The organism is Paenibacillus sp. EPM92, from assembly GCF_016586185.1.
Taxonomy (GTDB): Bacteria; Bacillota; Bacilli; order Paenibacillales; family NBRC-103111; genus Paenibacillus_G; species Paenibacillus_G validus.
In genome coordinates this window covers 42,593-66,104 of sequence record NZ_BCPS01000080.1, presented here as the reverse complement: position 1 = coordinate 66,104, position 23,512 = coordinate 42,593, and the positions used below count along the sequence as shown (strand labels likewise).

The 23,512-nt window shown below is 54.4% G+C and carries 29 protein-coding genes and 1 tRNA gene; all 30 read left to right on the top strand.

The window, feature by feature from the left end; translation table 11 throughout:
• The first annotated feature begins 2 nt into the window (after nucleotides 1-2).
• Nucleotides 3-1,325: a ribosome biogenesis GTPase Der gene (gene der, locus JMF85_RS19765; RefSeq protein ID WP_141335499.1), complete on the top strand. Its 1,323-nt coding sequence runs from the start codon at nucleotides 3-5 to the stop codon at nucleotides 1,323-1,325.
• 5 nt (nucleotides 1,326-1,330) lie between these two features.
• Nucleotides 1,331-1,939: a glycerol-3-phosphate 1-O-acyltransferase PlsY gene (gene plsY, locus JMF85_RS19760; RefSeq protein WP_372812979.1), complete on the top strand. Its 609-nt coding sequence runs from the start codon at nucleotides 1,331-1,333 to the stop codon at nucleotides 1,937-1,939.
• Between the two features lie 25 nt (nucleotides 1,940-1,964).
• Nucleotides 1,965-3,014: an NAD(P)H-dependent glycerol-3-phosphate dehydrogenase gene (locus JMF85_RS19755; protein WP_201318787.1), complete on the top strand. Its 1,050-nt coding sequence runs from the start codon at nucleotides 1,965-1,967 to the stop codon at nucleotides 3,012-3,014.
• A gap of 121 nt (nucleotides 3,015-3,135) precedes the next feature.
• On the top strand, nucleotides 3,136-3,399 hold the full coding sequence (locus JMF85_RS19750; protein WP_127607995.1) for a stage VI sporulation protein F: 264 nt from the start codon (nucleotides 3,136-3,138) through the stop codon (nucleotides 3,397-3,399).
• Nucleotides 3,400-3,511: 112 nt separating this feature from the next.
• A complete protein-coding gene (locus JMF85_RS19745) occupies nucleotides 3,512-3,691 on the top strand; it encodes a DUF2768 family protein (RefSeq protein ID WP_127607954.1) in 180 nt (59 codons plus the stop codon).
• A 12-nt stretch (nucleotides 3,692-3,703) separates the two neighbouring features.
• Entirely contained in the window at nucleotides 3,704-3,997 is a 294-nt protein-coding gene (locus JMF85_RS19740; protein WP_127607955.1) for a 2Fe-2S iron-sulfur cluster-binding protein, read from the top strand.
• A 19-nt stretch (nucleotides 3,998-4,016) separates the two neighbouring features.
• Complete coding sequence (locus JMF85_RS19735; RefSeq protein WP_201318783.1) at nucleotides 4,017-4,625, top strand: nucleotidyltransferase family protein; 609 nt, start codon at nucleotides 4,017-4,019, stop codon at nucleotides 4,623-4,625.
• A gap of 22 nt (nucleotides 4,626-4,647) precedes the next feature.
• The gene (locus JMF85_RS19730) at nucleotides 4,648-4,998 is read left to right on the top strand and encodes a 2Fe-2S iron-sulfur cluster-binding protein (protein WP_236595931.1); all 351 of its coding nucleotides are present in this window, start codon (nucleotides 4,648-4,650) and stop codon (nucleotides 4,996-4,998) included.
• Nucleotides 4,998-5,723: a hypothetical protein gene (locus JMF85_RS19725; RefSeq protein ID WP_201318782.1), complete on the top strand. Its 726-nt coding sequence runs from the start codon at nucleotides 4,998-5,000 to the stop codon at nucleotides 5,721-5,723. Before JMF85_RS19730 ends, JMF85_RS19725 begins: the two co-directional genes overlap by 1 nt.
• Nucleotides 5,724-5,984: 261 nt before the next feature.
• The gene (gene spoIVA / locus JMF85_RS19720; protein ID WP_054799577.1) at nucleotides 5,985-7,463 is read left to right on the top strand and encodes a stage IV sporulation protein A; all 1,479 of its coding nucleotides are present in this window, start codon (nucleotides 5,985-5,987) and stop codon (nucleotides 7,461-7,463) included.
• A gap of 197 nt (nucleotides 7,464-7,660) precedes the next feature.
• Nucleotides 7,661-7,933 carry an HU family DNA-binding protein gene (locus JMF85_RS19715; RefSeq protein WP_054797290.1) on the top strand — a complete coding sequence of 91 codons (273 nt, stop codon included), beginning with the start codon at nucleotides 7,661-7,663 and terminating at the stop codon, nucleotides 7,931-7,933.
• A gap of 219 nt (nucleotides 7,934-8,152) precedes the next feature.
• Nucleotides 8,153-8,226, top strand: a tRNA-Pro gene (locus JMF85_RS19710).
• Nucleotides 8,227-8,389: 163 nt separating this feature from the next.
• The gene (locus tag JMF85_RS19705; RefSeq protein ID WP_054799576.1) at nucleotides 8,390-9,319 is read left to right on the top strand and encodes a phosphatase PAP2 family protein; all 930 of its coding nucleotides are present in this window, start codon (nucleotides 8,390-8,392) and stop codon (nucleotides 9,317-9,319) included.
• A 102-nt stretch (nucleotides 9,320-9,421) separates the two neighbouring features.
• On the top strand, nucleotides 9,422-9,643 hold the full coding sequence (gene mtrB, locus JMF85_RS19700; RefSeq protein ID WP_054799575.1) for a trp RNA-binding attenuation protein MtrB: 222 nt from the start codon (nucleotides 9,422-9,424) through the stop codon (nucleotides 9,641-9,643).
• A gap of 156 nt (nucleotides 9,644-9,799) precedes the next feature.
• Nucleotides 9,800-10,318 (top strand): hypothetical protein, encoded by a 519-nt coding sequence (locus JMF85_RS19695; protein ID WP_127607998.1) that lies wholly within the window; start codon nucleotides 9,800-9,802, stop codon nucleotides 10,316-10,318.
• Nucleotides 10,319-10,425: 107 nt separating this feature from the next.
• Nucleotides 10,426-11,289, top strand: a complete 864-nt coding sequence (locus JMF85_RS19690; protein WP_127607957.1) for a heptaprenyl diphosphate synthase component 1 — start codon at nucleotides 10,426-10,428, stop codon at nucleotides 11,287-11,289.
• Between the two features lie 10 nt (nucleotides 11,290-11,299).
• Nucleotides 11,300-12,034, top strand: coding sequence for a demethylmenaquinone methyltransferase (locus JMF85_RS19685; RefSeq protein WP_201318781.1), 735 nt, complete (start codon nucleotides 11,300-11,302; stop codon nucleotides 12,032-12,034).
• Between the two features lie 5 nt (nucleotides 12,035-12,039).
• The gene (locus tag JMF85_RS19680; RefSeq protein WP_127607959.1) at nucleotides 12,040-12,912 is read left to right on the top strand and encodes a UbiA-like polyprenyltransferase; all 873 of its coding nucleotides are present in this window, start codon (nucleotides 12,040-12,042) and stop codon (nucleotides 12,910-12,912) included.
• A complete protein-coding gene (locus JMF85_RS19675; protein ID WP_054799574.1) occupies nucleotides 12,909-13,541 on the top strand; it encodes a UbiX family flavin prenyltransferase in 633 nt (210 codons plus the stop codon). Before JMF85_RS19680 ends, JMF85_RS19675 begins: the two co-directional genes overlap by 4 nt.
• Nucleotides 13,501-14,364, top strand: a complete 864-nt coding sequence (locus tag JMF85_RS19670) for a menaquinone biosynthesis protein (RefSeq protein WP_127607960.1) — start codon at nucleotides 13,501-13,503, stop codon at nucleotides 14,362-14,364. Before JMF85_RS19675 ends, JMF85_RS19670 begins: the two co-directional genes overlap by 41 nt.
• On the top strand, nucleotides 14,361-15,335 hold the full coding sequence (gene hepT / locus JMF85_RS19665) for a heptaprenyl diphosphate synthase component II (protein WP_127607961.1): 975 nt from the start codon (nucleotides 14,361-14,363) through the stop codon (nucleotides 15,333-15,335). The genes JMF85_RS19670 and hepT overlap by 4 nt, the downstream gene beginning before the upstream one ends.
• A gap of 69 nt (nucleotides 15,336-15,404) precedes the next feature.
• On the top strand, nucleotides 15,405-15,848 hold the full coding sequence (ndk, locus tag JMF85_RS19660; protein WP_054797271.1) for a nucleoside-diphosphate kinase: 444 nt from the start codon (nucleotides 15,405-15,407) through the stop codon (nucleotides 15,846-15,848).
• Between the two features lie 21 nt (nucleotides 15,849-15,869).
• Nucleotides 15,870-16,646: a CheR family methyltransferase gene (locus JMF85_RS19655; RefSeq protein ID WP_127607962.1), complete on the top strand. Its 777-nt coding sequence runs from the start codon at nucleotides 15,870-15,872 to the stop codon at nucleotides 16,644-16,646.
• A 90-nt stretch (nucleotides 16,647-16,736) separates the two neighbouring features.
• The gene (locus tag JMF85_RS19650) at nucleotides 16,737-16,901 is read left to right on the top strand and encodes a hypothetical protein (RefSeq protein ID WP_201318780.1); all 165 of its coding nucleotides are present in this window, start codon (nucleotides 16,737-16,739) and stop codon (nucleotides 16,899-16,901) included.
• Between the two features lie 200 nt (nucleotides 16,902-17,101).
• The gene (gene aroC / locus JMF85_RS19645; RefSeq protein WP_054797289.1) at nucleotides 17,102-18,265 is read left to right on the top strand and encodes a chorismate synthase; all 1,164 of its coding nucleotides are present in this window, start codon (nucleotides 17,102-17,104) and stop codon (nucleotides 18,263-18,265) included.
• Nucleotides 18,266-18,281: 16 nt separating this feature from the next.
• The gene (gene aroB / locus JMF85_RS19640; RefSeq protein WP_054797270.1) at nucleotides 18,282-19,379 is read left to right on the top strand and encodes a 3-dehydroquinate synthase; all 1,098 of its coding nucleotides are present in this window, start codon (nucleotides 18,282-18,284) and stop codon (nucleotides 19,377-19,379) included.
• Nucleotides 19,380-19,383: 4 nt separating this feature from the next.
• Nucleotides 19,384-19,761 carry a chorismate mutase gene (gene aroH, locus JMF85_RS19635; protein ID WP_127607964.1) on the top strand — a complete coding sequence of 126 codons (378 nt, stop codon included), beginning with the start codon at nucleotides 19,384-19,386 and terminating at the stop codon, nucleotides 19,759-19,761.
• A gap of 331 nt (nucleotides 19,762-20,092) precedes the next feature.
• Entirely contained in the window at nucleotides 20,093-21,634 is a 1,542-nt protein-coding gene (gene trpE, locus JMF85_RS19630; protein WP_127607965.1) for an anthranilate synthase component I, read from the top strand.
• A gap of 32 nt (nucleotides 21,635-21,666) precedes the next feature.
• Nucleotides 21,667-22,710 (top strand): anthranilate phosphoribosyltransferase, encoded by a 1,044-nt coding sequence (gene trpD / locus JMF85_RS19625; protein WP_054797267.1) that lies wholly within the window; start codon nucleotides 21,667-21,669, stop codon nucleotides 22,708-22,710.
• Nucleotides 22,700-23,509 (top strand): indole-3-glycerol phosphate synthase TrpC, encoded by an 810-nt coding sequence (gene trpC / locus JMF85_RS19620; RefSeq protein WP_127607966.1) that lies wholly within the window; start codon nucleotides 22,700-22,702, stop codon nucleotides 23,507-23,509. Before trpD ends, trpC begins: the two co-directional genes overlap by 11 nt.
• Nucleotides 23,510-23,512 lie beyond the last annotated feature (3 nt).

Here is a 23,512-nt window from a genome sequence, read left to right as displayed (position 1 = left end):
TCATGGCAAGGCCAGTCGTTGCGATCGTCGGCCGACCGAATGTCGGCAAATCGACGATCTTCAATCGGATTATCGGAGACAAAATAGCTATCGTAGAAGATAAGCCGGGTGTCACACGCGACCGTTTGTACGGACGCGGGGAATGGTTAGATAAAGAGTTCAGCATCATTGATACCGGGGGGATCGAGATCGAAGGCGAGGACGAGATTCTGCGGTCCGTCCGGATGCAAGCGGAGCTGGCGATCGAGGAAGCGGACGTCATCGTCTTTATGGTAGACGCCAAAACGGGTATGACAGCGGCTGACAGCGAGGTGGCCGAACTGTTGTACCGGGCGAAGAAACCCGTTGTCGTCGCCGTCAACAAAGTGGACAATTTGCAGCGCGTCGACGATATTTATGAGTTTTACAGCCTCGGCTTCGGTGAAATCATCGGGATCTCCGGCTCTCACGGCACCGGGATCGGCGACTTGCTGGAGGCTGTGACCAAACACTTTCCGGATTCGCAAGACGAGGAATACGGGGAAGACGTCATTAAGGTTGCGCTGATCGGCCGCCCGAATGTCGGTAAATCGTCGCTCGTGAATGCGATTCTTGGCGAAGAACGGGTTATCGTCAGCGATGTCGCCGGTACGACCCGTGACGCGATCGACACCCCGTTCGAGAAAGACGGTCAAAAGTACGTCATTATCGACACGGCCGGTATGCGCAAGCGCGGCAAGGTGTACGAAACGACGGAGAAATACAGCGTCATGCGGGCGATGAAGGCGATCGAAAGAGCCGATGTCGTGCTTGTCGTGTTCAATGGCGAAGAAGGAATTATCGAACAGGATAAGCATATTGCCGGTTATGCGCATGAAGCGGGCAAAGCGGCGATTTTCGTCGTGAACAAATGGGATGTCGTGGAGAAGGACGATAAGACGATGCACCAATTCACGCAAAAAATTCGCGATCATTTCCTCTTTATGACCTATGCGCCGGTCGTTTATTTGTCCGCCAAAACGAAGCAAAAGCTGCACAAGCTGCTTCCGGTCGTTGATCAGGTCGCCGAGCAGCACGCTCTGCGCATCCCGACCCATGTGTTAAACGACGTTATATCGGATGCGGTGGCCATCAACTCGCCTCCGACGGATAAGGGCAGACGTTTGCGCATCAACTATGCGACGCAGGTGTCCGTCAAGCCTCCGACAATCATTTTGTTCGTCAACGATCCGGAGCTGATGCATTTCTCTTACGAGCGTTACCTGGAGAATAAGATCCGTGCCGCGTTCGGCTTTGAGGGCACGCCTCTGCGCATCTTCAGCAGACGCAAGTCAGAGGAGGATTGACGGGTGTGACTCCAGTGTGGGGATGGGTTTCGATAGTGATCGGTTATTTGCTCGGGTCGATCAGCTTTAGCTTCTTGGCAGGCAAATGGTTGAAGGGCATCGATATCCGGCAGCACGGCAGCGGGAACGCCGGGGCGACGAATACGCTGCGGGTTCTCGGCAAAGGTCCGGGCATCGCGGTGCTGCTGCTCGATATGCTGAAGGGAATCGCCGCCGTTTGGATCGGATACGCGCTTGGCGGCGGAGATCCGCTTGTGCAAGTGCTTGCGGGTATGAGCGTCATCGTCGGTCACAATTGGCCGGTATTTTTCGGCTTCCGCGGCGGCAAAGGAATTGCAACGACGATCGGCGTTATGGCAACGCTTGCGTTCCTGCCGTCGCTGTACGCCGGCATTGCCGCGATAGCGGCTATCGCAATCACGCGTTACGTTTCACTCGGTTCGCTTCTGTTTACCGCACTATTACCGATTTTATTAGCCGTGATGGGAAAACCGGTTGAAATTTTGGCGCTCAGTCTGCTGTTATTTGCGTTTGCTTGGTTCCGGCACCGCAGCAATATTGTGAAGCTGTTAAAAGGTCAAGAAAACAAGCTCGGCGGCCGAAGACAGCTCTAATCTCAACACCGGAGGTGCATAAATGATGGCTCAAGCATCGAAAACGGCCGTTCTGGTAGCCGGCAGCTGGGGAACCGCGATCGCTTCCGTACTGGCGGAGAACGGACGTGACGTCGTGTTATGGTCTCGGAACACGGAACAAGTGCGCGAGATCAATACGAACCATCGGAACCGCCGCTTTCTGAGCGATGCGGCTTTGTCGCCGAACATTTGCGCAACCGAATCCATGGAAGAGGCGGTGACCGGTGCGGAAGCGGTTATCATCGTTTCGCCCTCGTCGGCGATGAGAGAAATCGCCAAGCAGTTGAATCCGTTTCTCCACCCGGATACGCTGCTCGTCCATGCGACGAAAGGGTTCGAAGCCGGCTCGTTGAAGCGGATGAGCGAGGTACTCGCCGACGAGCTTCCGCACTACGATGCGAACCGGATCGTAGTTCTGTCCGGCCCGAGCCATGCCGAAGAAGTCATCAAGCAATGTCCGACGACGGTGGTTGTCGCATCGATCGATAAGGAAGCGGCGGTACAGGCGCAGGACGTTCTCATTAATTCTTATTTCCGCGTCTATACGAATCCGGATGTCGTCGGAGTCGAAGTTGGCGGCGCTCTAAAAAACATTATCGCTCTCGGGGCCGGGTTGTCCGACGGTCTCGGCTTCGGCGACAACGCCAAGGCTGCGCTGATGACACGCGGTCTTGCGGAAATTGCCCGGCTTGGCACCGCTATGGGAGCGAATCCGCTTACGTTCGCAGGGCTTGCCGGCATCGGCGACCTGGTCGTAACCTGCACCAGCAAGCACAGCCGCAACTGGCGCGCCGGCTCGCTGCTCGCTCAGGGCTTAAGCCTGGACGAAGTGCTGCAGAGCATGGGGATGGTCGTGGAAGGCGTCAAGACGACACAGGCGGCTTACCGATTGTCGGAGCGGTTTGGCATTGCGATGCCGATCACGACGGAGCTGCATCACGTATTGTTCGACGGCAAGGAACCGCGTGCCGCCGTCGAGGATTTGATGGGGCGCGGACGGACGCACGAAATCGAAGAAGTGGCCGATTCTTCGCAAACGCCCTGGTTCAGGTAGGACTTCCGCCTACACCGACCGAAGCGCGCCAACATATAATAACTCAGACTTTCTCTTTAGCGTGTATAAGGGCTAAGGCGTTATTCCAGTCTGAGGAGGTTGTACCGTGGCCAATAAAAACATGTCGAAAGAAGTGCTCGGCGTTGTGAAGAAAAAAACCGGCAAAAACGTTTCGGAGAAAGATATTTACAAGCTGGCAAGCGGCGTGAAGCCGTCTACGATGCAAAGCGATGCCCAGCTGAAGCAGTTGATCCAGCAAGTTTCCAATTTGGTGAACGTGCCGGTGTCCGAACAAACGATGAATGAATTGATCCAGGCGATCAAAAGCAGCAAAATGAACGAGAGCAACATGGAACAGCTGATGAAAATGATCATGAAAAAATAGCGGAATATTTTACAGATTCATGGCATGAGCGGCGAATGCGGAGCGCTCGTGCCTTTTTTATGATATGATGAAACTATATTACTGCTGTTGGGTTGGAGGTAGAATTGACGTTATGTCTTCTTTGGACAAAATGTGGGCTTCGTTCATCGCCATCGGGTTGATGATCGTCGCTTCGCTGCTGATTACGTATGCGCGCACCCGAACGACCGGGGCATTGCGGGTGATCCTTTCCGTAATCTCCTTTTTGCTGTTTATTCCGATCCTCGTTTATATGATGGCATCGATGTTATAGGAGGAGAACGGGATGATTACGCTGAACGGACGTCGCGTGAAAAAAACGGTTGAGCCTGAGCTTGGCTATACGATACTGGATATGGCCCTGAAGCACGAAGTCGATTGGGGCTTCTCTTGCGTGCGCGGAACATGCTCGCGCTGCCGTTGTCTCGTAAGCGAGGGGCTGGACCAGCTGAACGCACCGACAGATGAAGAACTTGATAATCTCGAGCCAGAGGAGTTCGAGGAAGGGTACCGGCTCGGCTGCCAGGCAAAGTTGAAGCAGGCCGGAACGGTTGTCGTCACGCACAAACCTTATTTTTAAGCAGGAAGATGATGAGACGTTGAAATCAAATGGGGAACAACCGAAAGTAATGGCCAGGCCGATGATACCGGCGCTGGAAGCGCTGGAAGCCGCGCTTCGGCCGCTTGACGCGCTTTGGCTCGTTGGAGGCAGTACAGGGCTGCTGCTGCAGGGTGTTGCGCTCTCGGCGCAACCGCGCGACCTCGACATATACGTCGATCGCAACGACGCGTGCGGTGTTCACAGCGCGTTGACGGCTTATGCGAAGGACGAACAGGCAGAAAGCGAAACGGCGATCTATCGTTCCGTCTTAAGTCACTACGACATGGACGGCGTTCATGTCGAGCTTGTCGGCGGGTTTGAAGTGCGCGCGTACGATAGCGAATACCGGGTCGAGGCGCAATACTTGGCGTCTCGCTTCGAACGGACCTATACGCTTGGGAACGGACGCATCGTGCGGTTAATGCCCCTCGTGCACGAACTTATATTCAACGTGCTCCGCGAACGTCCGGATCGCTATGAAGCGATTGCGGCGGCATGCCGCAGGGAGGGCCGCGAGGCGCAGCTTGCAGGGTTGGCGGATTTGATGAACCGCAATCGGTTTGACGAGCGGCTTCGCCGGCGTCTATTTGCGCTGCTTGAATCTTGATAGTGGGAAGGAGGCTGGACCCGTGAGCGTTGAAATCAAGTTTATGCCGGACGGCAAGTCGACGCCTGCCAGGGCCGGCACAACGCTGCTCGAAGCGGCCCGGCGAGCGAAAGTCCACATACGGACACGCTGCTCAGGCAAAGCGGCCTGTTTGATGTGCAAGGTCTGCATTGATCCGGATGCGCAAACCGGGCTGCAGCCGATGAATGCAAACGAGCGCAACAAACTCGGCGGCCTTCAGGAGCAAGGATACCGCCTCGCCTGCCAAGCGAAAGCGAATGGACAAGCGCCGGTGATCGTGACCGTGCCGGAAGATCCGTTGAAGAGTGCGGTCCGCAAGCTGCTGGATCAGCAACAAGAGGAGGACTGGTGATGAAAGGTTGGATGCGGGCCGGCGGCTTGCTGTTCTTGCTGCTATGGATCAGCGGCTGTATGTACCCGAACGAATTGCGGAAAGAAAATCAATTGGCCAGCGGGGAGTACGTGCTCGTCGTGCAAAATGCCATCGATCAATATAAAGCGAAGACCGGCGTGCTTCCGATCAAAAACAGCGAAGAAACGACGCCGCTGTATGAGAAATATCCGATCGACTTCAAGAAGCTGAAAGGTCCGTACTTAAGCTCGGTTCCGGCGAATGCGTTCGAGAACGGGGGGACCGCCTTGTACGTGCTCGTCGATGTGGAAACGAAACCTACTGTGAAAATGATGGACTTGATATCGTTCCAGCAAACGGTCGAGCTGCAAAAGGCTGTCGACGATTACAAAGCGAAAAACGGGGGCGAACTGCCTCTTGGCGATGCGGCGGCCTCGGGCTTCCATTCGATCGATTTCGCTAAGTTGAATCGTAAGCCTGCCGATGTGCACAGCGTCTATTCGCCGAATGTGCGACTTTCGTACTTGCTGCACGATTCCGGTACGGTGACGATCGACTATGCCCCGGAAATCATGCGTCTAATCGACAAAAAGCAGCTGCAGACGAAGCTGACCAAGGAGGAAGACCTCAGGGCCCTGCTCGTTCAGGAATCTTACTTCGTGCCGGCACGATCGCTCGCCTACCGCTGGATAAACGGACAACCGACGCCGATTACGGCGCCGTAAATCGCAAACCTCTATTAACCTGACATTCGGGTGATAGGGGTTTTTCTTTTTCGTGGAGCTAGAATAACGGTCTGAAACTGAACATATATTTGTCAGGGATGAACCATAAGCCGCATATGCGGGCGAATTTAAAGGACAGCAGGGAGTGATCGAAATATTTTATAGAGCCTGTCATCATATTTTTAGCTGCCAAACATATAGTTGTACTAGTCCGAATCGTGTACGAGTTTCGTCTTAAACAACCTGTAGGAGGGATTCTCATTGGAAAAAGTGGATATCTTTAAGGACATTGCAGAGCGTACTGGCGGGGATATTTACCTGGGGGTCGTTGGAGCGGTCCGTACGGGAAAATCAACGTTCATTAAACGCTTTATGGAATCGATCGTGCTTCCGAACATACAGAACGAAGCCGACCGTATTCGGGCGACCGACGAGCTGCCGCAAAGCGCAGCGGGACGTACCATTATGACGACGGAGCCGAAATTCGTACCGAATAATGCGGTGCAGCTTCACGTCGCGGAGGGGCTGAACGTCAACGTGCGCTTGGTTGACTGCGTCGGATATGTCGTTGAGGGCGCCAAAGGGTATGAGGATGAGAGCGGACCGCGCATGATCAACACGCCTTGGTTCGATGAAGCGATTCCGTTCCAGGAAGCTGCGGAAATCGGTACGCGCAAAGTTATCCAAGAGCACGCCACGTTAGGCGTAGTGATTACCACCGACGGTACAATCGCGGAAATACCGCGCTCGTCGTACATCGACGCGGAAGACCGCATCATCAACGAACTGAAGGAAGTCGGCAAGCCGTTCATCGTCATTGTAAACTCGACGAAACCGCAAAGCGACAGCGCTTTGCAGCTCCGCAGCGATCTGCAGGCCAAGCACGACGTTCCCGTCGTAACGGTCAGCGTCGCAAGTATGCAAGAGGACGACTTTACATCCGTGCTGCGCGAGGTGTTATACGAGTTCCCGGTTCATGAGGTGAACGTGAATCTGCCGAGCTGGGTCATGGTGCTGGAGGAAAATCACTGGCTCCGTTCCAACTTCGAAAATTCCGTTCGCGACACGGTGCAGGACATTCGCCGATTACGCGATGTCGACCGGGTAGTCGGCCACTTCGAAGCGTACGAATTTATCGATAAAGCGGCGTTAGCCGGCATGAATATGGGTCAGGGCGTGGCGGAGATCGATCTCTATGCGCCGGATGAGCTGTACGATCGAATTTTGCAGGAGGTGGTTGGCGTCGAAATTCGCGGCAAAGACCACCTGCTGCAGCTGATGCAGGAGTTCACGCATGCGAAACGCGAGTACGATCACTTTGCCGAAGCGCTTGAGATGGTCAAGACGACCGGATACGGTATAGCGCCGCCGACGCTAGCCGAGATGGCGCTCGACGAGCCGGAGCTGATCCGTCAAGGCTCGCGCTTCGGCGTTCGCCTGAAAGCGACGGCGCCTTCGATTCATATGATTCGGGTCGACGTGGAGTCCGAGTTCTCCCCGATTATCGGCACGGAGAAGCAAAGCGAGGAGCTTGTTCGTTATTTGATGCAGGATTTCGAAGACAATCCGCTTAAAATTTGGGAGTCGGACATCTTCGGTCGTTCGCTGCATTCCATCGTACGCGAAGGAATTCAGGGCAAATTGGCGATGATGCCGGATAATGCCCGCTACAAGCTGCAAGAAACGCTTGGGCGCATCATCAATGAAGGTTCCGGCGGCTTGATCGCCATCATTTTGTAACGAAAATGCATAAAAAACTAGCGAAAATGCACCCTCACGGTGCATTTTTTGCAATTTTACTTGAAAAAGCGCTACTCCTGTATTACTATAAGGTTGATTTGTTAGGGAGAAACTAACATCTGATGTATATTTTTCGGGTAAACGGTTAACAAAGGAAATAAAGGATGATCGCTTATTTTTGGGGGGAGGTGAATCGCATGAATAAATCCGATTTGATCAATAAAGTGTCTGAATCCAGCGAGTTGTCCAAGAAGGACGCTACCAAAGCTGTTGAAGCGGTATTCGAAGCTATCTCCGAAGCGCTGCAAAACGGTGACAAAGTACAGCTCGTAGGTTTCGGCAACTTCGAAGTTCGTGAGCGTTCCGCCCGTAAAGGCCGCAACCCGCAAACCGGTGAAGAAATCGATATTCCTTCGAGCAAAATCCCGGCATTCAAGCCAGGCAAGGCGCTTCGTGACGGTATTCAATAAGAGTTCCGGACGAAAGCTTGCGTCTTCTACATAAGACGACCCTCAGTCATCATCGTAACACAATGCCCGAGGCGTTTGAATCGAATCGATTCGAGCGCCTTTTTGCTGAAAATCGGCGAACAACGGGACCGCCTGAATCGATGGTAAAGTGTTGCAAGAATGGCTATGGTCATAGTATAATCGTGATGCACGAGTGGAACGTGCGTGCTGTGTGTAGAACGGGGTATGGCGCAGTCCGGTAGCGCGCACCCTTGGGGTGGGTGAGGCCGTGGGTTCGAATCCCGCTACTCCGATAAAGCAAGCGAAAGAAGACCGCCAGCTTTGACGTATGAGCGCATACGCCGGGGCTGGCGGTCTTCTTTAACTGTTTTTTATGATGCAATAATTTGATGACGCATTCCCGCAGCAGATTTGCTATACTGATCTGGATTTGTTCACGGAAAAGGGGTTATAGAGTTGAAAGAGACGAATCTATGGACAAGATGGCTCCGGTCCAACGATTGGACGATGTACGGGATATTAGCTTCCATCTTTCTTGTCTGGCGGATCGGTGTCGTCGGCAATTGGACCACGGAATGCTGGATCCTGCTTCTCATTTGTTTGATGGGGGTGCGCAAAGACCAAATCGATGTCGATTGGAAACGATTTTTCGTGATCGGCATTCCGCTGCTTGGCATCTTATATTACTTTTACGGCTCCGGAAACGGATTGTGGTGGAAAATCGCCAACTGGATGTTCGAGAATAACCGTCATCCCTGGAATTGGGACGACGAGATGAACGCGATACCGCTGAACAGCGGAGGCTGGGCCCGCACGTTCACCCATCCGTTGTTGGATCGGGCGATGGTATGGGTTTATAATTACGGGTTTGTGCTGTCGCTATGGATCTGCATCGTTCGCAGCTACTGGACCAAGAGCGTGAAGAAGATGATGTCGTACGCATTATCGGGCCATCTGCTGCAGTTCCCGCTGATCCTGCCGTTCTACAACCTGATCTTGCTTCGCGAGGTATGGTGGGTGAAGGGACAACCGGATTTGCTGGGCCGCCAGTTCGCAACCGAAAACGATCTGCTGGTCAATGTTATGAACTGCTTTCCGAGCATGCACACATCGATCTCGTTTGCGATGCTCCTGCTTGCGCTTCGGGAGAAGGATCGCATCTTCAAATATATGATGGTGACGTACTGCTCCGCCATCATCTTCTCGACGATGTACCTGCAAATTCATTGGGTGCTTGACGTTCTCGCCGGGATGGCGTTTGCTTACGGCACCGTGAAGCTGGCCGACTTCTTCATCAAGCTCGCGATTAAGCTCGTGCCGGAGCGAATCAAGCGATCTTACAACCGTAAAGCCAAAGCGTACGTGAGCGAGTCCGCAGCCGCCTGATCGGGCGGTTCTCATAGCGGGCCGCGGACAACGGCGGTTGACAGCGCCGCTTTTTTTTGCATGATTAAACTTATCTATAGTGGGGCTGAAGGAGCGTGCGGGATGGAAACGAACCAAAACGACTATTTCATCGTGAAAGCGAAAGAGAACGGTGTGCAGGTGATCGGGTTGACACGCGGGCAGGATACCCGGTTTCATCATACGGAAAAGCTGGACAAAGGCGAGGTGATGATCGCCCAATTTACCGATCATACGTCAGCCGTCAAGATCCGCGGCAAGGCGGTCGTTCTCACGAAATACGGCACGATCGACACGCAGGAATAATTTTTCTTCGAAGGCGCAGGCATAGCCTGCTTTTTTTCGTTGTACAATGATAACAGACAGGCCATGAGTCAAGCGGCAGCTGGACTCCGTTGTAAGCGTCCTATAGGCGCGCAGCGTCAGCCGGTCGTCTACCTTCCTAAGGAGGAACGAGCCGTGATGAAATGGATCCCCCGTTTTGTTATGATGACTATCGTTGCTGCAGCTGTTGCCGTCGGTTTATCATACGTCATGAAGCTGGACGAAAGCGCTGGCGTATTTCGTACGGAGAAACCGGTGAACGTCTCGGAGTCGAATATCGTAGATGTCGTCGCCAAGATGCCGCTGCACTTGCGTATTCGGCGTGTTGAAGTGAGCCACAGCATCGTATCGATCGATCTGCTCGCCGTGAAGTCGACGGCTTCCGCCGATTTGATGCAGGATTTATATGAAATTCCAAGAACAATGTTCTCGGCTTCGAACAACGTCAATCAGGTGCTTGTCCGCGTCCTCGACGGATCGATAACGCAGGGAAGTCCGCAGCTGCTGGTCGCCACGGACGCGCGCCGCGATAAATGGCTGGCAGGCGAGCCGAGAATCGTCCCGAGGGGAGCCGAGGAGATTCAGTCTTATCTCGATTCGCATTACCGGATGACCTATACGCCGAAGTGGCAGGAACGCGTTTTTCAGAAGAGCTGAAGCCGTCATTTTTTCGGCCGGTTGTGAATATGCGAAACGATTCCGTTTATGCTATAATAATTTGGATTAAAGGAACTGGATTTAACGCAAGGTTCGGAGGCTTACATATGAATTCATACCGGATACCGGAAATCGCCAAACCATACATCGAGCACGACATGATCCGGCAGCATACGGATTTGCCGGTTTTTCCGGAATTGCGCGCGCGGCTGTTGTACGCATTCTTGAACAATCATAGCTCGCTTGCCGGTTACAGCGAGCTCTATACGCTAGTGACAAGTCTCGTGCAGCTAGGCTTGGACACTCACGATACGGTCAGTATCACCAACGACGACAAAGAAATAAAGTCGGCCAGGTCGCGTCAATTGAAGGTGCTGGCCGGCGACTATTTCAGCAGCCGTTTTTATTACTTGCTTTCTCACGCGGGGCATATTGATTTAATCGGCATTATCTCGCGCGCGATCTGCGAAGCGAACCGGTTAAAGATGAATTCCTACCTGCTTATGAAGCAGTTTAAATTGTCGGCCGACGATTACATCGAGCAATCGGTCGATGTGAAGACCCAGTTGTTCTTATCGTTCAAGGCTTTATTTGCCGAAGGCGTCTATCCGATGTGGGCCGATCTGCTGCGATTGTTTACGCGCTGCGAAGTGCTGCTTCAGGAAATTATTCGTTCCGAATCATCCCAGCAATACCGGGAGAGCTGGGGTTTTTGGCATGTGCTGCAATGGGGGACGAAGGAAGAGAAGAAATTGCTGCAGACGGACGAGCCGGATCCCGCGAAGCTGCGATCGATTTGGATCAAATACAAGGTGACGCCACAGCTCTATCAACTGCTGGAAGGCTGTATGAAGGAGCTGCAGGACAAACTGCAAACGGTAGAACCCGACAAGTGGGGCAAGGAATTGCAAGCGATCGGCGAGACATTCCGTTCGTTCTTGAACGCGCCTAGGGCGACACAAGAAGTTTGAGGTGACAAGGATGGAAGGCAAAACGAAAGAACAATTCGTTCATTCCGTATTTGAAAGCATTGCGCCCAAGTACGATTTGATGAACGACATCTTAAGCTTTCGCCGGCATAAGGCTTGGCGGAATTTTACGATGCGCAAGATGAACGTAAAGCCGGGAAGCACGGCGATCGACTTATGCTGCGGGACATGCGACTGGACGATCAGTCTGGCGGAAGCGAGCGGTACCGGCTCGATAGTCGGACTCGACTTCAGTCAAAATATGCTCGACGTCGGCGCGGACAAAATCAAGCGGATCGGTTTGGACAAGCAAATTCGCTTGGTTCGGGGCAATGCCATGGAGCTGCCTTTCGAGGACAATACGTTCGATTATGCGACGATCGGCTTTGCGCTGCGCAACGTACCTGATCTGGTGAAAGTGATCGAGGAGATGCGGCGGGTCGTCAAGCCGGGCGGTATGGTCGTTTCTTTGGAGCTGTCCAAGCCGACATGGCAACCGTTTAAATCGATTTATTATTTTTACTTTCAGCAGGTTCTCCCCCTGCTCGGCAAGCTGATTGCCAAGCGTTACGACCAATACAAGTGGCTGCCCGAATCGCTTATCCACTTTCCGGATCATAAGCGGCTCGCGGAAATTTTCCGCTCAACCGGGTTAACCGACGTTCAAGCCTATCCCCTTACGGGGGGAATTGCGGCTCTGCATATCGGCCTGAAACCGCATGGGGCAGCACGATCCGAGGGAGATTGAACAACATGTGGAGAAAGACCCGAATATTTATGGATATGATCAAGATCGAGCATACGCTGTTCGCACTGCCCTTTGCATTCATGGGCGCGCTGCTCGGCTCGGTCGTGAAATTTCAGCAGCTTCCGTCGTGGGGCCAAATCGGCTGGATTTTGCTGGCGATGGTCGGAGCGCGAAGCGCTGCGATGGGATTAAACCGAGTGATCGACAAAGTGTTTGACGCACGCAACCCGCGTACGGCCATGCGGGCCATTCCGGCAGGACTGATCTCTTCGAAAGAAGCCATCATTTTTATTATTCTCTCGTTCGTCCTGTTGTTCATAGCGGCCGCACAGTTAAACCCGATTTGTATGAAGCTGCTTCCGGTTGCCGTATTCTTCCTGGTGTTTTATTCGTATACGAAGCGCTTTACGTGGGCTTGTCACTTGTTTCTGGGCATGGCGATTGCGCTGGCGCCGCTCGGGGGCTGGGTGGCGGTCACCGGTGAGATCACGCTGACGGCTATCGTCTTCTACATCGCCATCATGTTTTGGCTGGCCGGATTTGACGTGATCTACGCTTGCCAGGATACGGAGTTCGACCGGAAAGAAGGACTTCATTCGATTCCGAGCCGGTTCGGCATACCGAAAGCATTGGTTTTGGCGCGCTTGTTCCATGTCATTACCGCCGTAGGCTTGTTAAGCCTGTTTTTCTTAACCGAGCTGACATGGGTTTATTTACTCGGCGTCGTGGTTTCGTTCGGGTTATTGTTCTATGAACATTTCATTGTCAAACCGAACGATTTAACCCGCGTGAACACGGCATTCTTCACGATGAACAGCGCTTTAAGCATGGTTATGTTCGCCTTTACGTTCATTGATTTGGTGGTGCATACGGCATGAGCAAGCCTTGGGTTATCGGCATCACGGGCGCCAGCGGTGCGATTTACGGCGTACGGTTATGCCGTTTTCTGCTTTCGCAAGGGGAAACGGTGCATTTGATCGTAACCGATGCCGGTTGGCGGGTATTGAAGGAAGAACTCGGCTGGGATGCTTCGAAACGGCTGGACACGCTGAACCGGCAATTCGCGGAGCTGCCCGGAACGCTTGAATATGCGCCCAACCAGGATATCGGCGGGAAGACGGCCAGCGGTTCCTTCCTGACGAAAGGGATGGTGGTCGTCCCCTGCTCGATGGGCACCTTGGCAGGGATTGCAAGCGGAGCATCGGACAACCTGCTGGAACGGACGGCAGACGTCATGTTGAAAGAAGGGCGAAAGCTGATTCTGGTTCCTCGCGAAACGCCGCTGCATGCCATTCACTTGGAAAATATGCTGAAGCTGGCCCGCCTCGGGGTACGCATATTGCCGGCGATGCCCGCTTTTTATCAGGGCCCTCAGAGCATGGACGATATGGTCGACTTTATTGTAGGCAAAGTGCTGGACGGCATGGAGATCGAACATCAATTGTACAAAAGATGGGGTATGCCACATGACGATAAACCGCAGGCCGATCCGGATCGGCCGAATTGATTTCACGAACGTTTGGCCGTTATTTCATTATTTTCCTTTGGACGCTTTCGGGAATCAAGTGGAAGTGATGCAGCAGGTGCCGACGCAGCTGAACCAGGCGATGGCTAGAGGTGAGATCGACATCGGCCCGATTTCGTCGTTCGCCTACGGCCAGCAGGCAGCCGATTGTTTGCTGTTTCCGGACATGTCGGTCAGCGCGTACAGCCACGTGCATTCGATCCTGCTGTTCCACCGCAAGCCGCTCGAACAGCTGGACGGCGTGACCGTTGCGCTGCCCACAACCTCGGCTTCTTCGGTGAATTTGTTGAAAATCATCCTTAAGAAGTTTTATCAAGTGGAACCCGTGTACGTGTATGAGGCTCCGATCTTGGAAACGATGATGAACATGGCCGACGCGGGCCTCTTGATCGGGGATCATGCGATTCGTTCGAGTTGGGAAGACTGCGGCTATTACGTGACCGACCTGGGAGCCGAGTGGACTCGCCTTACGGGACAATGGATGTCGTTCGCCGTGTGTGCCATCCGTAAGAAGACGGTGGAAGAACAGCCGGAACTGGTGCGTTCCATCTATGAAGCATTCCTGGAAAGCAAGCGCAAGTCGCTCGCCGACTTAACTCCGCTCGTTCGGGAAGCCCAGCTTGCGATCGGGGGCACTTCCGAGTACTGGCATCACTATTTCTCCAATCTTAGTTATGAGTTCGGACCCAAGCAGTGGGCCGGGCTGCAGCTTTACTTTCAATATGCGGCGGAGCTCGGATTTCTGGATCACGAAGTTCCGCTGCAATTATGGGAAGATACTTCGGTAGCACGGGTGACGGAATGAAACTGTTGGATTTATACGCTAAATTAAAAAAAGATATCAACGTTATTGAAAAAGAGCTGGAACGAAGTATCGACGTCGATCATCCGCTGCTGCGCGACGCATCGCTGCACTTGCTCAAAGCGGGCGGAAAGCGGATACGGCCCGTCTTCGTGCTTCTCGGCGGCAAGTTCGGCACGTACGATCTGGAACGGATCAAGCATGTCGCAGTCCCGCTTGAGCTGATTCATATGGCCTCGCTCGTCCATGACGATGTGATCGACGACGCCAGCACGCGGCGCGGTCAATTGACCGTTCGTTCCAAATGGGACAACCGGATTGCGATGTACACCGGCGACTATATATTCGCCAAAGCGCTCAGCATCGTGACGAAGCTGGCCAATCCGGCTATCCATCAGATTATGTCCAAGGCGCTTGTCGAGATGAGCATCGGCGAAATGGAACAAATCCGGTTTTTCTATCACACCGAGCAGACGGTACGCGACTATTTGCTGCGCATCAAGCGGAAGACGGCCTTATTGCTGGCGATCAGCTGCCAGCTTGGCGCGATGGCTGCGGAAGCGCCCGATCGTACGGCGAAACTGTTGTACAAGTTCGGCTATTTCACCGGCATGGCCTACCAGGTGCGCGACGATCTGCTCGATTTGTGCGGCACCGAGAAAGAACTCGGCAAGCCGCCGGGCAGCGACATTAAGCAGGGCAACATTACGATCCCGGTCATTTTCGCGCTGCAAAATCCGGAGCTCCGGCCTGATCTTCTGCAGGAGTTGGCGAGAATTCAAGCTTGCGACGGTCAGACGGATGTCAGCCGTTTTCTCGATATGATTCGGCAGAGCGAAGGCATTTCACGCGCGGAAGCGCTCGCTTCGAAATATATCGATAAAGCGATCGGGGTTTTGCAGGAATTGCCCGACATTCAGGCGAAGAAGGATTTAGTCGGCATTGCGCATTTCGTAGGAAACCGCACCTATTGAAGCAAAGGACCGAAGGAAGGGCGAAGCTCAGGTAGGACGCAGCTTAACAATCGAGAGGAGAGGGTTAGGATGGAGAGAACGTTTTTGATGATCAAGCCGGACGGAATCGAGCGCGGATTGATTGGGGAAATTGTGAAGCGCTTTGAGCAAAAAGGGCTTCAACTGATAGCCGCGAAGCTGCTGCAGGTGAGCCCGGAGCAAGCGGCGACGCATTACGCGGAGCATCGCGGGAAAGACTTTTACGAACCGTTAATTCAATTCATCACGTCCGGGCCGGTGTTTGCGATGGTATGGCAGGGCGACCGCGCGATCGCGTTGTCCCGCAGCCTGATCGGCAAAACCGATGCGCTGGAAGCGGCGCCGGGCACGATTCGCGCCGATTATTCCGTACATACGCGATTAAACTTAATTCATGGCTCGGACTCTCCGGAAAGCGCGGAGCGCGAGATCGGCAACTTCTTCCGCCCGGATGAAATCGTAGCTTATACGAAAGCCGTTCAGAAGTGGATTTAAACACGAGGTGGAGTTGACGGGATGGAAGACCAAGATTTCCTTTTATTCATCAAAAAAGTGAAGGATTATACATCCATCGACTTGGCGCAGTATAAGGAAGCCCAGATGAAGCGCCGTCTCACTACCCTGCGGATGAAAAAGGGCTACCCTACGTTCGCGGCTTTCTTCGATGCTATGACGAAGGACAAGGCGTTGTTTTACGAGTTTTTGGATCGGATGACGATCAACGTGTCGGAGTTTTGGCGCAATCCGAACCGCTGGGAAGTGCTCGAGCAGCGCTTCTTGCCGGAGATGCTGAAGAAAACGCGCAGGCTGAAATGCTGGAGCGCCGCCTGCTCGACCGGCGAGGAGCCTTATACGCTGGCGATGATTCTGGATATGCAGAACGCTTTGTCGGACAGCACCGTCATCGCCACCGATATCGACGAAGGCGCGCTGGACAAAGCGAAGCAGGCGGTTTATTCCGACCGCTCGGTTCGCGACGTGCCGGCGAAATATTTGCAGCAATATTACAAACAGGACAACCTGACGTTCCATATCGTCGATTCCTTGAAACGAGGCATTAGGTTTCAAAAGGGGAATTTGCTGACCGATCCGTTCGAGACGAATTTCGATTTGATCATCTGCCGCAACGTCATGATTTATTTCACGGAAGAAGCGAAGCATTTGTTGTATCAGAAATTTGCGAACGCGCTGAAACCGGGGGGCATCTTGTTCGTCGGCAGTACGGAGCAAATTTTCAACCCGGGTCAATACGGGATGGAGTCGGCGGAAACGTTCTTTTATCGCAAAGTGTAACCCGTACGTGAATAAAGCTTTCCATTCGATCCCATACTAGGAATATAATGCGTCTGAGGCGGATTGCCTGGCGGCAGCAGGAGGGCTCGAATGGACAAGCGAAAAGTGATCACCGCCTATAGGCGGGGGATTATTACCATGCAGGAATGCGCGCAAATTCTCGGAATCGATTCGCCGCAAATTATGGGTATGGTCGACGATCCGAAAAGCAAGGAAGGCGACCGGCCGCTTCGCAAGAAATCGGTTAACGGCTGAGAAGGCAGGACAAGCAGGCGGCAACATGCGCTAGCCCGGGGGAGATTCCTCGCAGGCGGCGCATTTTTTGTATCCGCATTTCCTTGTCAAAGGGACAAGCCTATACTATAATTAGGCAAAGGAATGGAGTACATAAAAGCGCTAAAGCGTCCGATATGCGCACTTTAGCGCTTTTTCGTGGAACGAAAGGGGAAAAGCACGTGAGATATTTAACAGCAGGAGAAACGCATGGGCCGCAGCTGACGGCTATCATTGAAGGATTTCCGAGCAACATCAATATCGATTTTGAAGCGGTCAACTTCCAATTGGCCCGCAGGCAGAAGGGGTACGGCCGCGGTCGCCGAATGCAAATCGAGAAGGATACGGCGAACATCGTCGGCGGCGTACGCCACGGCAAAACGACCGGAGCGCCGATTGCCCTTGTCGTCGAGAACAACGATTGGAAGCATTGGACGTCCGTGATGAACATAGAGCCGATCGAAGGCAACGATGAAACGAAACGCCGCGTGAACCGCCCGCGCCCGGGTCACGCCGATTTGAACGGCGGCCTGAAATACAACCAGCGCGATTTGCGCAACATCCTGGAGCGCTCCAGCGCGCGCGAAACGACGATGCGCGTGGCGGTAGGCGGGATGGCCCGCGAGCTGCTGAAGGAGTTCGGCATTAAGGTAGCCGGACAAGTGATCCGCATCGGCGAAGTCGAAGTGAAACGCCAGGAACTGCCGATTGACGAGCTGATCCGCATCACCGAGGAGTCGCCGGTTCGCGTCACCGACAAGGAAGCGGAAGCGCGGATGATCGCCGCGATCGATGCGGCCAAGAATGATGGGGACACGCTCGGCGGTGTGATCGAGTGCATCATCGAGGGAGTACCTGCCGGTCTCGGCAGCCACGTGCAATGGGACCGCAAGCTGGACGGCCGGATTGCGCAGGCTGTGCTATCGATACAAGCGTTCAAAGGCGTCGAATTCGGCATCGGCTTTAAAGCGGCCGAACGTCGGGGTTCCACGGTGCATGACGAAATCATGTTCGAGGAAGGCCGCGGCTTTTACCGCGCAACCAACCGCGCCGGAGGTTTCGAAGGCGGGATGACAACCGGCGAACCGATCGTCGTACGCGCCGTGATGAAGCCGATCTCCACGTTGTACAAGGCGCTGCAGAGTGTCGACATCGATTCGAAAGAAGCGTTCACGGCGCAGGTCGAGCGCTCGGATACGTGCGCGGTGCCGGCGGCCGGCGTGATTCTGGAGAACGTCGTCGCCTGGGAAGTGGCGAGCGCGTTCATGGAGAAATTCGGCGGTGATTCGCTGGAGGAAATCCGCAACAACTATAACAGCTACTTGGCGCAGATCAAGAGCTACTAAGCAGGTGAGTCGGAGAATGATCAGAGAGCTTACAGTGGACCTCGGAGACAGATCGTATCCGATCTATATCGGGCAAGGGCTGCTCCAAGATATTGCCGTTTATTTAACGAAACACGGGATTTCCAAAGCGTCTCCGCTGTTAGTCGTTACGGACTCTCATGTAGCCAAGCATCATTTGGCTGCGGTTCAACAACGTCTGGAGCAGGACGGCTTTCGAACGGCTGTTCATACCGTCGCTTCCGGCGAGAAGTCGAAGTCGCTGCGAGTGCTCGAAGACGTTGTGACGACTTGTCTGCAGGCGGGTTTGGACCGCAAGTCGACGATCATCGCGCTGGGCGGAGGCGTCGTCGGCGATTTGGCCGGATTTGTGGCGGCCAGTTATATGCGCGGCATTCGCTTCGTGCAAATCCCGACGACTATTCTGGCCCATGACAGCAGCGTCGGCGGTAAAGTGGCGGTCAACCATCCGCTCGCCAAAAATATTATCGGTGCGTTCCACCAGCCGGAGCTCGTATTATACGATACGACAACGTTGGGAACGCTTCCGGATCGCGACGTTCGTTCGGGTTTGTCCGAGATGATCAAGCACGGCTTGATCTGGGATGCCGAGTTTACCGCATGGTGCGAGGACAATGCCGATCGTCTCGTCGGCTTAGACCCGGAAGCGCTGCAATACGGCTTGTACAAGGGATGCAGCGTCAAAGCCGCGGTCGTGTCCCAGGACGAGCGGGAGAACGACCTGCGGGCGATTTTGAACCTTGGCCATACGATCGGACATGCGCTGGAAGCGGTAGCCGGATACAATGAGCTGCTACACGGGGAGGCGATCTCGATCGGGATGGTCGGCGCGGCCATGTTATCCGTGCGGCTCGGCAACCCCGAGTCCGTGTATACGACGACCGAGCGCATTTTCCGCAAATTCGGCTTGCCGACGCGGATTCCGGCGCATTTCGATACGGATGCCATTATGCGCGCAATGATGCACGATAAAAAGTTTAACGAAGGCAAGATGGTCTATATTGTCCCAACCGAAATCGGCAAAGTGGAAATTAACAAAAACGTATCTGCGGATCTCGTTCGAGACATCGTGGATCGCCTAAAACAGGAGGCTTGACGGCATGTTTGTACGGGGAGTTCGCGGTGCGATTACGGTGGAGCATAACGATGAGAAAGAAATTTTGTCGGCAACGAACGAGTTGCTGAATCAAATCATCCTCGAGAACGGCATCGTTCCGGATGAGATTGCCAGCGTGTTCGTCACCGTTACGCAAGACTTGACAGCTACGTTCCCGGCGCGCACGATACGTCAAATGGAAGGCTGGGAGCTTGTTCCGTTGATGTGCTCGGTGGAAATTCCGGTGGAGGGCGCCCTGCCCAAATGTATCCGCTTGATGGTGATGATCAACACGGACAAGAAACAGGATGAAGTGAAACACGTTTATTTGAAAAATGCGATGCGTTTGCGTCCGGACTTATCCAAATTGACAAAATCATAATTGAGGTAGTATAGTTGAAAGTAATCAGCCGGCGAGAGTCGCCGGGTGCAGACGAGCCGAGTAGAGTATAGCCGAGTTTAGCAGAGATGAGTCGAGTCCTAGCGTAATGAATCATGCGACCGAAGCGGAGCGCCCAGTTGCAGACAGACCTGATGAGTTTTCATTAGGCTCTTTCCTTGCTTGTTTTCGTTCGCGTACCGTGGTTCGCTTTTTATGCATCGAAACCTGCTGAATACCGCCTCTACGTTCGCGTAGAGGCTTTTTATTTTGCATCTAACGGCACAAGTTTTGTCCAAGATGAGTGGAAGACGAGTAGAGGAGAGATGAAGCGATGTACACACCGGAAGCCAAAGAGGTCATCCGTCTCGCGAAAGAGTATAACTTGATCCCTGTGGCCCGCACGTTAATGGCCGACACGGAGACGCCGATCCGCGTGTTCCAGCACTTTTACGAAGAACGGCGTTCGTTCCTTCTGGAAAGCGTGGAGGGCGGTGTGAAGTGGGCGCGTTATTCGTTCATCGGAACGGATCCGTTCATGATGATTCGTGCGAAGCACGGCGAAACGGTGATCGAAGGGCCGGAAGGGACGAAAACCGTGCAGGAGAAGCCGCTCGAAGTGCTGAAAGGCTATCTTCGCGGCTTCCGCAGCCCTTCGCTGCCGGATTTGCCGCGCTTCACCGGCGGTGCAGTCGGCTTCTTCGGTTACGATCTGCTGCAGTATTATGAGAAGCTGCCGAAGCATCGTCACGACGATATGCAGATGAACGACATCGAATTCATGTTCTGCGATCAGGTTATCGTATTCGATCACTTCAAACAACAGCTGAAGGTTATCGCCAACGTTCACGTGCCGCAGCATGGCACCGATGCCGATATTATGGCCGCGTATGAAGCGACCTGCGCGAAAATCGAAGCAACGATCGAGCGGCTTCGCCGGCCGCTGCCGGCGCTCTCGATGTCGCACCGGGCGATTCCCGACGAAGTCGAGCTTGGCGAAATCAAGTCGAACTTGACGAAGGAACAGTTCATCTCGAACGTGAACCAGGCGAAAGAATACATTCGCGCCGGCGACATTTTCCAGGTGGTGCTGTCCCAGCGGTTCGAAATCGAAACGAAAGTATCGCCTCTTCAAGTGTATCGCATTCTGCGGACGATGAATCCGTCGCCCTACATGTACGTGTTGAAAATGGACGACGAGGTGATCGTCGGCACCTCCCCCGAGCTTCTCGTCCGCGTCGAAGATGACAAGGTGGAGACGCGGCCGATTGCCGGCACGCGGCCGCGCGGCAAGACGCCGGAGCAGGACCTGGCGCTCGAACAAGAGCTGCTTGCCGACGAGAAGGAACGCGCGGAGCACTTGATGCTGGTCGATCTCGGTCGGAACGACATCGGACGCGTGTCCGAGTTCGGTTCGGTCACATGCGATACCTTCATGCAAATTGAGCGTTACTCGCACGTTATGCATATCGTTTCGAACGTTACCGGGAAAATGGCCAAGGATAAAGATTTCTACGACGCGTTCATCTCCTGCCTGCCGGCCGGTACCGTCTCCGGCGCGCCGAAGCTGCGCGCGATGGAAATCATCGCCGAGCTGGAGAATGAAGCCCGCGGAGCTTACGCCGGAGCGATCGGGTATCTTGGCTTTTCCGGCAATTTGGATACGTGCATTACGATTCGCACGATTATTTTCAAGAACGGCAAAGCTTACGTACAGACGGGTGCGGGAATCGTGTGGGATTCCGTACCGGAGAGCGAATACCAGGAGACGGTCAATAAAGCGATGGGCATGCTGAAATCGATTCGTGTGGCGGAAGCGGTATTTGCGCCGGAAGCGCGCGAGTTTGCATGGATCAATCACGATTATTACGAGTAAGGCGAGCGAAGCTGAGAGGAGCGGATACGAGGATGGAAACGGCGACATTGACGGTGCAGCAAGCGATCCAAAAGATGATCGGCTTGCAGCATTTGACGAGAGCGGAAGCGCGCGATGTGATGGACGTCATCATGGAAGGCGAAGCCACGGCGACACAGATCGGGGCGCTGCTGACCGCACTGCGGATAAAAGGCGAAACGATCGAGGAAATTGCCGGCTTTGCCGAGACGATGCGCGCCAAATCGAACCGCGTGCAAACCGGGCAGACGAATCTGCTCGATACGTGCGGGACAGGCGGGGACGGTGCCGATACGTTCAACATCTCGACGACAGCGGCGATCGTAGCGGCGGCCGGCGGCATCCGCGTAGCGAAACACGGCAATCGTGCGATGTCCAGCAAGAGCGGCAGCGCGGACGTGCTGGAGGCGCTCGGCGTCAACATTCAATTGAATCAGGAGCAGGCGGCTTTGTGCCTGGAGCGCGTCGGTATTTGCTTTATGTTCGCGCAGCTTTATCACCAATCGATGAAGCATGTTGCCGGACCGCGCCGGGAGCTGGGCTTCCGTACCGTCTTCAATCTGCTCGGGCCCCTGACGAACCCGGCCGGGGCGGACCGGCAGGTGCTTGGGATATTCGACCGCGGCAAGACGGAAACGATTGCCCACGTCATGCAGGCGCTTGGCGTGAAGCGCGCTTTGGTCGTCGCCAGCCTGGACGGTCTCGATGAAATCAGCGTCTCCGACGCGACACAGGTGACCGAGTTGAAAGACGGCGACATTCGCACGTTTGAAGTGACGCCTGAAGAGCTGGGGCTGTCTCGTTATAAGATGAAAGATGTTGTCGGCGGAGACGCGAAGACGAATGCGGGCATTATCCGCGATATCGTATCCGGCAGCCGGGGCGCATGCCGGGATATCGTGCTGGCTAATGCCGGAGCTTGCTTCTATGTAACCGGCAAAGCCGACTCGCTCCGCCATGGGGTAGAGCTGGCTGCAGCGGCGATAGACAGCGGCGCGGCCAAGCTGAAGCTGGACCAACTAGTTCAATTTACGGGAGACGTGAGCCATGTTTCTTGATCGAATCGTTGCGACGAAACGCGAAGAGGTCGCTTTATTAAAGGAATCGGTAACGATCGCCGAAATGGAGAAGCAGATCGCCGGTCTGGCGCCGTGCGCCGGGTTCGAGCGCGCGTTAAGTACGGGCCGGAGACGCCCGATGGGGCTTATCGCGGAAGTGAAGAAGGCCTCGCCTTCCAAGGGGTTGATCCGCGAGGACTTCGATCCTGTCGGTTTGGCGCAAGCCTATGAAGCGGCGGGAGCGGATTGCATCTCCGTATTGACCGACGCGCCGTACTTTCAAGGCGCAAACGATTATTTGAGCCGCGTTCGGCAGGCGGTGAACGTACCGCTGCTGCGCAAGGATTTTACGATCGATCCGCTGCAAATTTACGAAGCCCGCTGCATCGGAGCGGACGCGATCTTATTGATTGCGGCCATTCTGACGACGGAGCAATTGCGCGACTTCCAGGCGATTGCCCGTTCGATCGGACTGGATGTCTTGATTGAGGTGCACGACCGCGAGGAGCTGGATCGCGTGCTGACGCTTGGGCCATCGATGGTCGGCATCAACAACCGGAACTTGCAAACGTTCGTCACCGACCTTGTGACGACTGAAGAGCTCGTTCGCTATATTCCGAGCGGTGTGACGGTCGTCAGCGAAAGCGGCATTATGCAGGCGGCCGAAATCGGCCGGCTGCAATCGGCAGGCGCCCATGCGGTGCTGGTCGGTGAATATTTCATGCGTCAGCCCGACGTAACGGAAGCGGTGCACGGCTTGATGGGCCCGCTGAGCGGCGCTGCGTTGTCCAAGGAGTGAGCG